Annotated in this window: 12 protein-coding genes and 2 pseudogenes; 9 read left to right on the top strand and 5 right to left on the bottom strand. The window is 63.0% G+C overall.

Features of this window, described 5'->3' with window-relative positions:
* Window positions 1-372: 372 nt before the first annotated feature.
* The 8 genes and pseudogenes from AC58EF_RS26000 to AC58EF_RS25965 all read left to right on the top strand — a co-directional run.
* A complete protein-coding gene (locus tag AC58EF_RS26000; RefSeq protein WP_411779474.1) occupies window positions 373-1284 on the top strand; it encodes a GGDEF domain-containing protein in 912 nt (303 codons plus the stop codon).
* Window positions 1281-1694 (top strand): hypothetical protein, encoded by a 414-nt coding sequence (locus AC58EF_RS25995; protein WP_411779472.1) that lies wholly within the window; start codon window positions 1281-1283, stop codon window positions 1692-1694. The genes AC58EF_RS26000 and AC58EF_RS25995 overlap by 4 nt, the downstream gene beginning before the upstream one ends.
* Before the next feature lie 111 nt (window positions 1695-1805).
* Window positions 1806-2168 (top strand): response regulator, encoded by a 363-nt coding sequence (locus tag AC58EF_RS25990; RefSeq protein WP_411779470.1) that lies wholly within the window; start codon window positions 1806-1808, stop codon window positions 2166-2168.
* Window positions 2169-2313: 145 nt separating this feature from the next.
* Complete coding sequence (locus AC58EF_RS25985) at window positions 2314-3399, top strand: methyl-accepting chemotaxis protein (protein ID WP_497279354.1); 1086 nt, start codon at window positions 2314-2316, stop codon at window positions 3397-3399.
* A 602-nt stretch (window positions 3400-4001) separates the two neighbouring features.
* Complete coding sequence (locus tag AC58EF_RS25980) at window positions 4002-4148, top strand: hypothetical protein (RefSeq protein WP_497279352.1); 147 nt, start codon at window positions 4002-4004, stop codon at window positions 4146-4148.
* A 745-nt stretch (window positions 4149-4893) separates the two neighbouring features.
* Entirely contained in the window at window positions 4894-7119 is a 2226-nt protein-coding gene (locus AC58EF_RS25975; RefSeq protein ID WP_497279351.1) for a TonB-dependent receptor, read from the top strand.
* A 150-nt stretch (window positions 7120-7269) separates the two neighbouring features.
* On the top strand, window positions 7270-7746 hold the full coding sequence (locus AC58EF_RS25970) for a hypothetical protein (RefSeq protein ID WP_497279350.1): 477 nt from the start codon (window positions 7270-7272) through the stop codon (window positions 7744-7746).
* A 74-nt stretch (window positions 7747-7820) separates the two neighbouring features.
* Window positions 7821-8402 (top strand): annotated as a pseudogene (locus tag AC58EF_RS25965) (FTR1 family iron permease); the annotation flags it as partial.
* Window positions 8403-8526: 124 nt separating this feature from the next.
* Here AC58EF_RS25965 and AC58EF_RS25960 read toward each other — a convergent pair.
* Both AC58EF_RS25960 and AC58EF_RS25955 read right to left on the bottom strand, forming a co-directional pair.
* Window positions 8527-8859, bottom strand: coding sequence for a four-helix bundle copper-binding protein (locus AC58EF_RS25960; protein ID WP_497279349.1), 333 nt, complete (start codon window positions 8857-8859; stop codon window positions 8527-8529).
* 71 nt (window positions 8860-8930) lie between these two features.
* Window positions 8931-10244 carry a type II restriction enzyme NmeDI-related protein gene (locus AC58EF_RS25955; RefSeq protein WP_497279348.1) on the bottom strand — a complete coding sequence of 438 codons (1314 nt, stop codon included), beginning with the start codon at window positions 10242-10244 and terminating at the stop codon, window positions 8931-8933.
* Between the two features lie 130 nt (window positions 10245-10374).
* Between AC58EF_RS25955 and AC58EF_RS25950 the strand changes: the two genes are divergently transcribed.
* Window positions 10375-10845, top strand: coding sequence for a YybH family protein (locus AC58EF_RS25950; RefSeq protein WP_497279347.1), 471 nt, complete (start codon window positions 10375-10377; stop codon window positions 10843-10845).
* A gap of 79 nt (window positions 10846-10924) precedes the next feature.
* On the opposite strand, the gene fliE is transcribed toward AC58EF_RS25950, so the two are convergent.
* The 3 genes and pseudogenes from fliE to AC58EF_RS25935 all read right to left on the bottom strand — a co-directional run.
* Entirely contained in the window at window positions 10925-11377 is a 453-nt protein-coding gene (fliE, locus tag AC58EF_RS25945) for a flagellar hook-basal body complex protein FliE (protein WP_497279345.1), read from the bottom strand.
* A gap of 197 nt (window positions 11378-11574) precedes the next feature.
* Window positions 11575-12279, bottom strand: a complete 705-nt coding sequence (locus AC58EF_RS25940) for a DUF6118 family protein (RefSeq protein ID WP_497279343.1) — start codon at window positions 12277-12279, stop codon at window positions 11575-11577.
* Between the two features lie 8 nt (window positions 12280-12287).
* Window positions 12288-13934: pseudogene (locus tag AC58EF_RS25935) on the bottom strand (AAA family ATPase); the annotation flags it as partial.
* Between the last annotated feature and the right edge of the window lie 76 nt (window positions 13935-14010).

The raw sequence follows: 14010 nt of genomic DNA, 5'->3' as shown, positions 1-14010 counted from the left end.
ATGGAACCACCCCAGCGCCGATCCGCGTCGGTTGAGATCGTTTAAACGACTTGCCGAAGAATAGTGCCGCGAGCGTGCGGAACTGCACTTTATTTGCAATTCTTAATGCTTTTCCTCTAAACGACACGCGCCCGCCGAGAGGGGGGCAGAGGCGTGGAAACCTCTCAATGTAAGACGAGCTTCAGCGACCGGGCAGCGGACACGCATGTCCAAGGCCCTTGGCCCAAAGGTGTTCGCGCCTGACTTACATCAGGTTTCCAATGGCCGGTTGCTGCCGGCTGCACGCTTCCGATTTGGTGGCGTGCAGTCGGCTGTCCGATCGGCCGTCGCCGGCGAGTGTGGATGGAGCTTTGCGGTAGGGGTAGGAAGCGCGTGAACAGTCATCTCCCTGTCGGTCGATTGGCCGAAAGTCTGGAATCCCTGCCGCGCGAACATGCCTGGTTCGCGATCCTCGTTGCCGTCACCGCCCTTTCATGGGCAAACCACGCCTATCCCGGCGCTGGCCTGGCTCCGCTCTACATTCCGATCATATGCGCCGCCGCATGGGCGCTGGGCGAACGTGCTGCGTATTTTGTTGCTTTGCTTACCGCGATCCTCGCCATCGTTCCGCATCTGGACGATGGCGGGGTCTCGGCCTCACTGGTGGTCCGAACCAGCGTGCGGGTCGCGACCTATCTCTTTGTCGCCGCAACGATCGTGAGCTTCCGCCGATCGTTTGACCGCCAACGGCATCTCGCGCTGCGCGACCGCAAGACCGGCGCGCTGAATGGTGAGACGTTCAACGAGCGGTTTTCAGAGGCGCTTACCGTCGCCAGCAGGGCCAGCGAGACGCTGTTGCTGGCGATCTTCGATCTTGACGATTTCAAGGGCGTCAACAGCGCCCACGGCCATGCCGCTGGCGACGCCGTGCTACGGACCTTCGCGCGCGGGGCGGCGGGCAGCATCAGGCGCGAGGATGCTTTCGGGCGGATCGGCGGCGACGAGTTCGCGGTGTTGCTCCGCGTGCATCCAGCGGACGCGGGCGAGATGTTCGCGCGCACGCTTCATTCGCGTGTGTCGGCCGTGCTGGCGGCGGGCGAGCATCCGGTGACGTGCAGCATGGGCGCGCTAGTCATTCCGCCGCACGTCCCGCGCGATCCCGCTGCGCTCATGCACGCGGCCGATCAGGCGATGTTCGTGGCGAAGCGGGCCGGCAAGAACGCCTGTGAAATCACTTGGGCGGGCCAGCCCCAGCGCGACGGGCGCGAGCGGGCGAGCGGCCCGCTTCGCGAGCAGCCTGCATGACGGACAAGACCGCCCTGCGTGCCCGCGCGGTCGCGTTGATGACCGAGGCGCTCGATTTGCTCGATCGGGCTGGCGAGGATGCCGCCGCGATCTATCTTCAACAGGCCCATGACATTGCAGCGCGCCTGACTGCCTTGCGCGCCGATGATGCTGCCGATCCCGATCGGCGAGCGCAGGAGCGGGCGACGTCGCTCGATCCCGCGCTGGTGAAGGCGATCGGCGGGGCGCTGGCGGTCGTGGGCGCGCTTCTGGAAAAGAGCGGCGTCGCGACCACGGAGGAATTTGCTGATGCGCTGGGCATTTATGCCACGGTGAGTAAAAGCGAAAATGCGGACGAAGGTCTGGCGTTGGCCTATTGGGCCGCGACCTTGCGGGATGTTGCCGACTTCAGACGGAAGAAGGGGGCATAGTTGGTGCCAACGTGAAAACAGGGGATTCCCATCGGCGTCTGGGGGGAACGCGATGGGATGAGGGCGGAGAAAGCGACCCCTTCTCCGCCCTCAAACAGAAAGGACGGCGTAATGGAGGCCAAAAGCATCACTGTGCTCGTTGTCGAGGATGAACCACTTGTGCGGACGATGGCGGCCGAAATCTTCGCGGATGCTGGCTACCGTGTTTGCGAGGCGTGCGATGCGCTGGGCGCGCTGTCGATCCTCGCAGCCCGCAACGACATTTGCGCGGTCCTCACCGATATTGAAATGCCGGGAGGCATGAACGGCGTCGCGCTGGCGGCTGCTATCCGCGAGCAATGGCCGGATATGGCCATTCTTGTCACTTCGGGCCGGGTGTTTCCCAGCGAGGCGGACTTGCCGCAGGGAGTCGGTTTCCTTGCGAAGCCCTGGCGGATCAACGAGATTGTGGGGAGCATGGCAGCCATGCTGTAGTATTAAATAGCCGGCAATAAGAAAAGCGCATGAAGGTGCTTCCAGAATTGAGAAATGGATGCCGATGGGAGACGGATTAGACAGAGCGATGCGGGATGCCCTGGACCACGATCATTTGCGGGCCGTCTATGATCCCGAACAGGCGTTGGCCGGCACGCTGGCCGAGATCGCGCAGCTCATCGGCGGCGATGTCGGGCTTGTGGTGGATGAGGTCACTCGATCAGCGGCGGCTGACGGCTCCGATGTCGGGCCGACTGCACATGACTTTTTCGCCAGCGAGCTATTCTCTCCCGAACGCCTGGCGCGGCTGCAATTGGATCGCGCGTGGGCCGATCGGGTCATGGGCAACGGCGCGGCGATCCGCCAGCTCGGTCTCGACGCCAACAAGGTGTTCGCGATGCGTGACCAGATACACCATATCCTGCGCGCGCGCTTATGGGAGCGGCTGTCAGAGCAGCCGGCAGAGTTGCAACGGCTGCTGACGGGCTTCGAGAGTGCTTTTGCCTGGGAAAGCCTGCTGCTTCACGGCGGCCTCAACGCAGCGCGCCTTAAGGCCGATCGCGCGCGCAGTGCTGAGTATCGCAGCAAGCTGGTGGCGATCGACCGTTCGCAGCTCTGTGTCGAGTTCGCGCTTGACGGCACGATCCTCGACGCCAACCGGAACTTCCTCACAGTCACCGGCTACACGCTGGACGAAGTGAAGGGCGTGCATCATCGCATCTTCTGCACCGACGAGGTGAAGGCGTCGGCCGAATATGAGGCGTTCTGGCAGCGCCTCAATCGAGGGAAGTTCGAGCAGGGCGAGTTTCGCCGGCTCGCCAAGGACGGCTCCGACATCTGGCTTCAAGCCACCTACAACCCGATCCTCGACGGCGACGATCGGCCTGCCAAGATTCTCAAGATCGCCGACAATGTGACCGAGATGCGCCGGCGCGAGCGATTGGAGGCCGCGCGGATGCAGCAGTTGCAGGAACAGGCCGAAAGCCGCCGCTTGGCGCTTGAGGACACGCATCGCGAGTTGGTGCCGATCGTCGCCTCAATTGACGGCATCGCGCGTCAGAGCGCGCTCCTGGCGCTCAACGCCTCTATCGAGGCCGCGCGGGTCGGCGAGGCCGGCAAGAGCTTTGCGATCGTCGCCTCGGAAATGAAAACCTTGGCGGCCACCACCAAGTCTGCGACCGAAAGCGCGACGGCTTTGCTTCGTGCTTCACAAGGCGACGAAGAGGAATGATGCAAACGCCCGATTGTCTCAATCTGACCCGATCGGTCCATATGTCGTTTCTATCCTACAACGACTAGGAATTATCCTGTATACGCTCAAATGCGACCCGAAGGGCCTCCGTTGTGACAGGGGGTTCTTTTCACTTAGGCCCGACTGGCGTAATTCAGTCGGGCCATTTTTCGGCCGTCTTAAGTGACGGATTCATCGCTAGGGGTCGGGGGCGCCGCTACGGCATGGCCGATTTATCCTATATCGTAACGATGTTTAGCGGCAGGTCGCAACGACCTTTTTGCCCGACAGCAATAAGGAGGCGCTCCTTGCTTCATCCCTTGTGGCAAGGAGCGCCACCCCACGCCCCCTCCATTTTGTAGGTTTGCCATCCGCCAGATTCACAGGCCGTTCTATGTGTGATAAAGGACATTATCATATGTAGAAGGCGTGACAAAGGCCGAGGCGGATCGTGCCCCGGCCTTTGTCGTTTGATTGGGCAGGCCAGCTCAGTGGCTGCGATGGTTCACGGCATATCGGCGGTCATGGCCATACGCGCGGCCGCCCCCGCGCGCGTGTTCGCCGCTGTTCGAATATTCATGACTACGGTAGCTCGGGTACCCATGACCGCGGTCGTAACCATGCGAGCCCCGCCCGCCTCGATGGACCTGGCGAACACCATGGCTGTCGCCATAACCGCGCTGGCTCTGCCAGCCGCCATGGCCTCGATCCTGCGCCAGCGCCGCGCTGGGCGCGATGACAGCGACTGAGGCTGCGAGCGCCGCAGCCGCGATAAACCTGCGCAACATCCTAACTCTCCTTCAACATACCGCTCCAACAGCTAGCCGGGATCTGGTAGCGGCCGCGCATTGAAGCGGGTCTGAATGCGCCTGACAGCAACGGTTCAGGAGGTAGAAATACAACCAATAGAGATTTATTAACCTAATCCATCATTGGGAAAATGCGGCAGTATAGGAATAAGCGATCGGTCAAAGCCCATCGCTTCATGGTGCGGCCTTCGCACTTCCCTTCGGCACTTGGCCACCAGCAGGTTGGCCAGCTGTCGCAGTGTTAACGGGATGATCATGCGCGGCGATTCCGGCGAAGTGGTTCATTTGATCTTCGGAGATGTTTGCTTCTGGCTTTGGCGAACTACAGCCTGCAATCGCGAGTAGTGCGAAACCGACCATGAGCGATGGTACTCTATTTTGGTAACTCATTATCCCGGCTCCTCTATCAATCTCACGCCAAGCATGCTCATTATGTAATACGCGGACCCAAGGTCCATCCCTCGCTTTTGCTGCCAACCAGTGTAGCCTGGCGTCGCGTGGGCGCGTACCATCCACGCTACGCCCTCTTCCTTGGCGACAACGACGCCGTGCGCCGGGTCAGCAACGCTTTGAACATTCTGCGTCAGTCCTGTGAGCCTAGCCCCTCACATCATCGTTGCTATTGCGAACGATTATCTATATCCGGCCCCGAGGCTAGCATGCCGCTTAGCTATCAGGGGGATTCATGAGCCGCAATTTCAGGACATCAGCCGTTTCACGTACTGCCATTCTGGCCGCCGCCTCGCTTGTCGAGGTGCTGGCTCTGCCGGCATATGCACAAGAGCAGCAGCCCCCCGTGCTCGGCAGCGTAACCGTGACCGATACTGCAATCAACGACAGTGAGGCGGAAACCTCCTACAAGGCGACCCGGAGCGTTTCGGCGATGCGCACCGACACGCCGCTGATCGACGTGCCGCAGACGGTCAACGTGGTGACAGTGAAGCAGATCGCGGACCAAGCCGCGACCAGCATTGGCGATGCCATCCGCTATGTCCCCGGTGTTTTCTCGACGCAAGGCGAGGGCAATCGTGAGACGCTGGTGTTCCGCGGTAATTCGACGACCGGCGATTTCTTCGTCGATGGCGTCCGCGACGACATCCAGACCTACCGCGATCTCTACAATATCGAACGGCTCGAGATCTTCAAAGGCCCCAATGCCATGGTTTTCGGCCGCGGCGGCGTGGGCGGCATCGTCAACCGCGTCACCAAAGTCGCAGACGGGCGCCAGCATCTCGGCGCCCGTCTGGAGGCCGGCAGCTACGATTTCTATCGGGGCCAGGTCGATCTCGGCGCGCCGGTCAACGATGTGCTTTCGCTCCGCCTGACCGGCGTCTACGAGAACAGCGGCAGTTACCGCAAGGGGGTCGAAAACGAGCGGTGGGGCTTTAATCCGACCGCAACGCTCCGGCTCGGACCGGATACCACCGTCACGCTGGGCTACGAGCATTTCGAGGATGATCGCGTCGCCGACCGCGGCGTTTCCTCCTATCTCGGTCAGCCGCTGCAAACGCCGCGTGGCCAGTTTTTCGGCGATCCGGGTAACAGCCCGACAGGCACCAATACTGATGCAGGCACGCTGTTCATCGAACACGCTTTCAGCGATACTGTAACGATCCGCAACCGGACGCGTTACGCCGACTATGACAAATTCTATCAGAATGTCTTTCCGGGAACGGTGAACACTACAGTCCAGACCAACCCCGCTGGCCTGCCTGCCGGTGTCTACGCGCCGGGCATGATCGTCCAGATGTCGGCTTACGTCAACGCAACGCAGCGGCGGAACTTCTTCAATCAGACCGACATCAACGCCACCTTCGACACTGGCGGCATCCATCATACGCTCCTGCTCGGTGCGGAATATGGGCATCAGAAGACCGAGAATCTCCGCAGCGAAGGCTTTTTCCCAACGGCGGCGGCGCCCACCGGCGTCCAGAACATCTTCGCCACGGTTGCGAACCCGACGATCTTCCGACCCGACCTGATCTGGCGCCAGACCGCCAGCAGCGGCGACAATCGCGGCACGGCCGAGGTCCTGGCAGGCTATGTGCAAGACCAGATCGAGCTTTCGCCTATGTTTCAGGTCATCCTGGGAATGCGCTACGAGCGTTTCGTCACGAACGTAACCGACCGCCGTACCGTTGGCTTCCCCGCCGGGCAGCGGCGCGACTTCCGCAAAGTGGACAGCCTTTGGTCGCCGCGAGCCGGGCTTATCTTCAAGCCGGTCGAGAACGCCTCGATTTATGCGAGCTACTCGCGCACCTATCTACCTCGTGGCGGCGATCAGTTCACGAGCCTGAACCTCACCAACGAGGCCCTGGATCCGGAGGAATACCAGAACTATGAGATCGGGGCCAAGTGGGACATCGTGCCTACGTTCAACGTTTCGGCTGCCATATTCCAGTTGGACCGCTCGAATGTTCTCGCGTTGAGCGATCCCAACAATCCCGCCTCACCGGCCATCCCGATCGGCCGTCAGCGGACCAAGGGCGTCGAATTGAGCGCGACCGGCAACATCACCGACCGGCTCAGCATTGTCGGCGGCTATACCTATACAGATGCGCAGTTCCGCGACAGTCAGTCGGGCACTGTGGTGGCGGGCAACCGTCCTGCAGGCGTCCCCAAGCATAGCGCGTCGCTCTGGACCCGGTTCGACCCCATCGAACAGCTCGGCATCGCAGCCGGCGTTATTTACCAGGGCAAACGCTTCGCCGCCACTGACAACACGGTGACGCTGACGAGCTTCACCCGGGTCGACGCGGCGGCCTACTACAACATTAATGAGAATCTCAGCGCCCAGCTCAACGTCGAGAACCTCTTCCAGGAGCGCTATTTCCTGTTCGCCAACAGCAACACAAATCTTACGCCAGGCTCGCCAAGAGCGTTCAAGGTCAGCCTGAACGCTCGGTTTTGAGCCATGCCCCGCCGGTGGACCAGCATCGCCAAACTGCCTGCCAGCGAGCAGCGGGCGATCGGCTGGCTGCGCGGGGATGATCGGTACGAGCTCGGCAGGGACTCCAAAAGAGAATTCCGGCAACTGCGGCAAGCGGCTGAGGGGGTCGGCATGTACATTCCGACCTCCCAAAGTCCTTATCTCAGCGTGGATGAAGCCGGCTTGCTGGCATGGCTGATGCTGTTTCAGCGGCAAAAGCACGGGACGGAGACCAATTTGGACGAGACTCTGCGCGGATGTCTTCTCCGCTGCGCCGTGCGGCTTGATCGTGCAGGCACGCGTCTCCCATATCGAAGCGTTGAATGGAATCGTACGCCAGGCAACGCGCTCAAACTGCAACCCGTTCCTGCTTCGCTTGGGCCTCAGAAGGGGCGTTCGCTTGCAATGCCACGCGTAGGAAGCCTTCAGGTGCGAGCCCTGCGCTTTATCAGCGGTCGCGGCGCTGTCTCGACGCAGGAACTCCAGCGTTTCGGCGCATCGCGGCAGGTAATCAGCATCATGTTTAAGCGCGGCCTACTTAGACGCGTGCGGTTCGGCGTGTATGCGGCTGCCCCGGAGGCCGTAGTCAGGCTGGGGGCAGCCCAGTGAGCCAGGCCGCGGTGATGGAGCGGCCCGTCAGGCGTGAGCGATATCCGCCGCAAATTGATGGCCAGCCACAAAGGATGACCGAAGGGTTCGGGTCGCTGTTCGCCGCTCTTGTGCTGCTTTCGGTCGGGATATGGATGCATGGCAAGGCGCAAGCTGATCAGTGGCAGCGCTATATTCGAGAGAAAATGTCACGGGCGCTCACCGGCGGGTCGGGATGGTTCCTGTTCGGGCTCGCGTTCCTGGTGGTTTATCGGGAAGTATTCGAGACGATCCTTTTCTACGCCGCGCTCTCGACACAGGGGAACACCGCAATGCTGCTGGCCGGGGCCGGCGCAGCGATCAGCCTTCTCGCCGTCATCGCCTGGGCAATGCTCCGCTACAGCCGGACGCTCCCGATTACGCAGTTCTTCCGCTACAGCTCGTGGCTGATGGCCGCTCTGACGGTCGTGCTGGCCGGTAAGGGAGTCGCTGCCCTCCAAGAGGCGGGGATCATCGACATAGCGCCGCTCGCCAGCGTGCCACGTATCTCGATGTTGGGCCTGTTCCCAACATTGCAGTCGCTGCTGGCACAACTCCTGATGCTTGCCGCGATCGTGATCGGGTTCGCCTGGAACCGCGGCGCCAAGCCGCGGGCGGGCGGGCCGCGAGCCTACTAGCGGCAGGGCAGGCGACGCCCCCCTAAAGCGTTGCCGCAACCCTGACCGTGCATCGCACCGTCTCACGCGCCTTTGCCCGCGATGTAACGGGAGGGCGGCGGGGAAAGCGCCGCCCTCGGGCCATTTACGCGGCCATCTTGTCGCAAGCCTCGGCGCACTTGCGACACGCGGCGACGCAGTCCTCCATACCGTCCAGCCCTTCGCAGCTCGACGCGCACGCCCGGCAAATCTCGGCGCACTCGCGACAGATATGCTGATGGTGCGCGGACTTGCGCGCCATGAAGTCGATCGCGGCGGCGCAAATCTGCGCACAATCGGCCATGATCTTCATGTGCTGCGGCTCGGCATGTCGGCCTCCCGCCTCAAGGCAATGGTTCATCGCCATGTGAAGACAGGTCACATGACATTCGTGGCAGGCGTCCATGCACGCCTTCATGTCGGGGTCGATCTGGTGCATCATTTATCTCCGTCTGAGCCCCCACCCGTTTAAGATACGCGGCGCGAACGCGTACCCCTTGCCTCAACCGATCAAGCCAGCTTGCTGGAGATGGCTTTGATCGCTTTCAGCCCCGATCCGAACTTGGCGATCGCCTCGCGATTTCTCTCCAGCTCGCCGTAGGGCAGGTAGGATATGTCGAGATCGGCGACGCGGCTGAACGCGGGACGTTGTAGCTGCGCGCGGACATCCGCCTCGCGGGCATCGGGTGCGACCAGAAACAGCCCTGCGGTCGCGTGGAGGTCGCTGCCGCTCAGCGCCAGGTCGAGCATGCGCACGATGCCCGAATAGATCGACGTCGAATGCTCGACCTCGAACGCTGCCGCGACGTGATCGCCGCCGCGCTCAAGCCACAGCACGTCAATCAGACGGATGGAATCCGCCCCTTTTGAGGTTGCGATGGAGGCGGGCAGGCGCTCAAGGCACCCATGCCCCAATGGCGATCCATTGAAAGCACGGCTGCGGTCGTTCGATGCGATCCACACGTCATAGCCGAGCGCCAGCCCTAGATCGCGAAGCCATGCTTGAATTTCGGTATGGGTGCGCTCGTTCTTGCCTTCGCGCTGCGCCGCCTTGCTGAGCGTGCGCGCTTCCTCGCGCGCCGCTTCGAGCCGCTGCCCCCAACTCGCCAACGTCGTGCCGCTCACGTCGAGGGGCGGAGCCGGGTAGCGATCGGAGCCGATGTCGAACAGCAAGCCGCCGATCGCGCCCAGGTCGTTCGACAGGAGGTCGCGGTGCCGATCGTTCAAATCGAGAACGCCGGACCGCATCGCCAGAAAGTGTTCCCAGCTCCCGAGCTTCACTTTACCGCCGGTCAGCGCGTTGTAGCCCTTCACGATTGCGGTGTTGAAGGGCGGCACCAGCGTCGGGTGAAGGAAGTAGAGCAGGTTCGCGACCGCTGGCCCGAGTCCTTTGATCTTCAAGCGGTCGATCGTGTGGATATGGCCGATGATCTCCTCGGCCGTGTCGCAACACGAACAGGCGTCGAGCAAGCGACCGAACGCGCGCTGGTTCTCCGGACTCTCGTAGATGTCCGGGATGCGGAGCTTCGGTTTCCAGAGGAAAGCGTGATCGGCGCCCTTGAAGATTTGGCGCTGTTCGGCGACGGAATGGACGACGGTTTCGAGTGACGATCCGCGATAGGCGACGCCGAATGTGCCACGCTCGATCTCGCCGACGACCTGGCCGATGCCCCGCCGGATCGACCGGAAGTTTTTCAGCCGCTCGTCCCACAGGAACCAGCTCCGATAGGTCGCGCCTGGATCGTCGCGCCAACGGGTAATGAGCCGACGCACAAGGCCGTCGTGATCCTCTTTGGTAGTTATTTGGTCAAGTTGCGCGGCCATGTCGTCGGTGCAATCCTATCTTCTTGAGCAAGATCTAAGCGGCCGGGCGGCCAGCGTCGAGCCGCTCCATATTGATGCCCCGGATGATGATGGCCAAAAGCCAGACAAGTTTTGTCTTGGGAGATTATGAATGAAAACCGCCGTAAAGACGATTGTGGCCGTGGCGATCGCCTTGCCCGCCGCAGGGTGGACGCAGCCGGTTGCCCGCGCCGTCGACACACGCGCCGTGGAGGCCGTGCTGTTACAGTACAAAACCGCGATCGAGCGGCTGAACGCCACCGGGACCGAGCAACTGTTCACGACCGACGCGCGAGTTTTCGAGACAGGAGGCGCCGAAGGAACCTACGCCACCTACCTCGCTCATCATCTCGGTCCCGAGCTGAAGCAGTTCAAATCGTTCCGCTTCTCCGACTACAAGGTCGATGTCCGCTTTGAGGGGCCGGTTGCCCTTGCCACCGAAACCTACCGTTACCGGATCGAGCCAAAGACCGGCGAGGCCGCCGAACGGCTCGGTGTCGCCACAAGCGTGCTTAAGAAAGTGAGCGGCGGCTGGAAGATCGTGTCCATGCACAACAGCGCACGACGACCGAAAGGCACCTAACGAACACAAGAAAGGCTGGCGAGCGAACGTGTCGGCACCAAAAGATCAGCAGCCCGGCCATGTAGTTCGGATGATTGGGTTAGACCGGCATGCTCATAATGTCCTTGTAGGCTGAAAGGACTTTGTTGCGAACTTGCAACGTCGCCTCGAATGCGATCGAGGATTCCTGCCGCGCGAGCATCACCTTCGCAATGTCGGTTTCTTCCCCGCGTTCGTAGGCGACCGTCAAAGCGCCAGCGCGCGCGTTGATCGCGTTAATCTTTTGAAGCTGCGTCTGAAAAGTAGAGGCGAAGCCGCCTGGCTCCGCGTGTCCTGGCTGCGACACGCCCGCCGCTCCGCTCACCCCTGAGACGGAATTTGGGCTATCCACCTTTCCCAGCGCGGTGTTCATCGCTGTCTCAAAAGCCGCTCCTCTCGCAGCCCCAGAAACAGCGACAGAATTTGAGTTGCTCGCTACATTCCGAAGCGCCGCGTTCTTGTCGAGGACGGCATTCCGCAAGGCCATGACATCGTTGATGGAGATGCTGCTCATATTCACCCAGGTGCGACTTCTAGCGCATCTGTATGATCGCACTGTAAACATTAGAGGATGGTTAACGGCGCTTAGTATTGATTGCCTAATCGTGAAGCCATGCACCGATCCCTAATTGGACCCGCGCAAGCCTGCCACGGTAAGGATCGGGCCGAATTGTCTATTATCAATTGCTTGGCGCAATAGATACGCGGCCACTACGGGGCGACCTTAATTGTGCATCGCACTGTGACACGCGCCCGATTCGCCGCTTTGCTGCACCCCTCGATCGCTTCGCGGTTGGCCGTCACGATCCTGTCGGCGGCGACAATCGCGCGGAACTGCGCCGAGTCCACGCTCTGCATCATCCGCTGCCCCGCTTCCCAACGTGGTAGGTCGAGCGTCCGTGCTGCCATGCGCTCGGGCCATTGCCAGCTCGCCGGTGCAACCTCGCGCGCGACGAGGCCCGGCATGATCGCCCATGCGAGGATGCCGATCGCCGCCCCGCACACCCCGAACCATAGCTGCCGGTTCTTCTGGTCGGCCCGCGTCCATGCGGAGCCGGCGATCGCGCGAAGCTCGGCCATGACGCGGGCCTTGTCCTCGCCCGCCTTGGCGAGCGCCGTCTGATCCTCGCGACGGGCGGCGTTGCCCGCCGCGGCGATCCGCTGCGCCATCTGCTCGGGCGTCATCGCCAGCGCCGGCGATTTGGCTAGTATCTGGCCGATCGCGGTGATCCGCCCGGCGGCGGTATCCACGCCCTGCTGAAGCACGCCAAGCGTCTCGCTGTAATCCGGCATGTCGATCGCGCCGCGCTCGGCCGCCAAGCCCTCCACGGCACGGCGTAGCAACGCCAGCTCGCCGCGCATCGCCTCGAACGCCTCGGCCGCGTCTGCTCCCTGGCTGTCCTCCTCGTCTGCCACCTGTCCTCCTACCGGCTCATTCCACGATCGCGGTCGCGGCTAGGCTGAATCGACTGCGCCAGTTCCTGCCCGATCGACCGGCCCCGCTCGATGCTCAACGCCAGCTCGGGGGCGCGGGCGCGCAACACGGATTCGAGCTGCGGGTCACGATGCAGCCCGCCCGCGATGCTTTCCATGCGCTTGCCCAGCTTCTCCGCGCCCACACGGTCGCCGGCACGCTCCATGCTGGCCCGTGCCTCCTTCATGCCCTGCCACTGCTCCACGAACCGGCCCGCGCGTTTCTCCGGGTCGATGCGGACCTGGCGCTCCGTCTCCATCGCCTTCGCCGCCCCGCCCGTGTTTCCCTCGGCCGCGTCGCGCGCAAGCCTGGGGTCGCGCTCGATCGCGCTGGCGAGGTCGCGCGCGGCATGGGGCCGGGTCGCGTCCAGCGCCTCGCCGGCGCGGCGTAACGCGCTCTCCTGGTGCGCCAGCACAGGCAGTCCCTGCGCGCGCATCCGGTCCATGTCGGCCGCCGCGCGACCATAGCGTTCGATCGCGCGGGCCTCCGAGGGCGCCAGCGGCCGATCGGCCGCGCCGCGCTCCGGCGATGTTGCTTTTTCGCTCGCCGGCTTCGGTCGGAACCCCGCGAACATGCCCCTGGCCTTGTCGCGGACCTTTTCCGCCACCTGGCGCGCGAGTTCCGGGAACCGGATCTCGCGCCGATTGGCGAACGCGCGCGCCTGATCCTGCTCCGGCTTGGCGTAATCGCCCGCCATATCCTTCGACCGCTCGCGCGACAGGGCGCGCACAAGCTGGCGCTGATCGGTGAAGTCGGCGCGGCCATAATGGAGCTGCACGTCGTCACGGTGCCGCGACATGCCGACATAGGCGCTGTGCCGGTCCATGCCCGGGGTGGTGAGGACGTGCGCGCGATCAACCGTCACGCCCTGCGATTTGTGGAACGTCGCCGCATAGCCGTGATCGACATGGGCATAGTCCTTAGTGTCGAACGCGACCCCGCGCCCGTCATCGAGGCGCACCGCCATGCCCTCGGGCGATACCCGCTCGATCGTCGCGAGCGTCCCGTTCTTCACCCCCATGCCGCGCTCGTTGCGAAGGAACATGATGCGGTCGCCGGTCGCGAACTGCCGCTCGCCGCGATCGGCCTTCACTGTCACGTCGTCGCCAAGGTCGCCGGATGCGCGCAACCGGTCCCGCGCCTCGCCGTTGAGGCTCTGCACCTCGGCGTTGGTATGGGTAAGAATGATCCGGCTCTTGCCCGGCTCGGCCTGGCGCGCACGATCCCAGCCGTCGACCAGCTCGCCCCGCGCCTGCTCGCGCGTGTCGGCCGCATGGACCATGCCCTTGCCGTCATAGGCGTGGATCGCCTCGCCGGTACGCCCGGTCGCCAGCGCACGCGTCGCGTCGCGCTGCCAGTCCTCGCGCTGCCGGCGTATCTCGGTGATCTCGGCCGCGCCGTGGCGCTCGGTGACGCTGCGGAACGCCGCCCCCGCCTCGATCGCCTGCAACTGCTCGGGGTCGCCGACCATCACGACCTTGGCCCCGGCGTCGCGCGCCTGGCTCAACACCCGCTCCATCTGGCGCGAGCCGATCATGCCGGCCTCGTCCACCACCAGCACATCCTTCGGTCCCAACTGCTCGCGCCCCTGCCCCCATGGCCTCTGTGCATTGTAGGGACACGGATTCACGGTAGGCATCGACGTCAGGGGTAGCGAACTATTTGCGCAGGTT

It is taken from the genome of Sphingobium sp. WR1, assembly GCF_059693745.1.
The sequence above is the reverse complement of the archived record's forward strand: the minus strand, read 5'-3'. Positions and strand labels throughout refer to the sequence as shown.

Excerpts from the sequence above, each read along its gene's own strand:
- AC58EF_RS25995 (WP_411779472.1), top strand. The coding sequence starts at position 1,281 with ATGACGGACAAGACCGCCCTGCGTGCCCGCGCGGTCGCGTTGATGACC.
- AC58EF_RS25970 (WP_497279350.1), top strand. The coding sequence starts at position 7,270 with ATGTACATTCCGACCTCCCAAAGTCCTTATCTCAGCGTGGATGAAGCC.
- fliE (WP_497279345.1), bottom strand. The coding sequence starts at position 11,377 with ATGAGCAGCATCTCCATCAACGATGTCATGGCCTTGCGGAATGCCGTC.
- AC58EF_RS25950 (WP_497279347.1), top strand. The coding sequence starts at position 10,375 with ATGAAAACCGCCGTAAAGACGATTGTGGCCGTGGCGATCGCCTTGCCC.
- AC58EF_RS25990 (WP_411779470.1), top strand. The coding sequence starts at position 1,806 with ATGGAGGCCAAAAGCATCACTGTGCTCGTTGTCGAGGATGAACCACTT.
- AC58EF_RS25955 (WP_497279348.1), bottom strand. The coding sequence starts at position 10,244 with ATGGCCGCGCAACTTGACCAAATAACTACCAAAGAGGATCACGACGGC.
- AC58EF_RS25980 (WP_497279352.1), top strand. The coding sequence starts at position 4,002 with ATGACCGCGGTCGTAACCATGCGAGCCCCGCCCGCCTCGATGGACCTG.
- AC58EF_RS25975 (WP_497279351.1), top strand. The coding sequence starts at position 4,894 with ATGAGCCGCAATTTCAGGACATCAGCCGTTTCACGTACTGCCATTCTG.
- AC58EF_RS25960 (WP_497279349.1), bottom strand. The coding sequence starts at position 8,859 with ATGCACCAGATCGACCCCGACATGAAGGCGTGCATGGACGCCTGCCAC.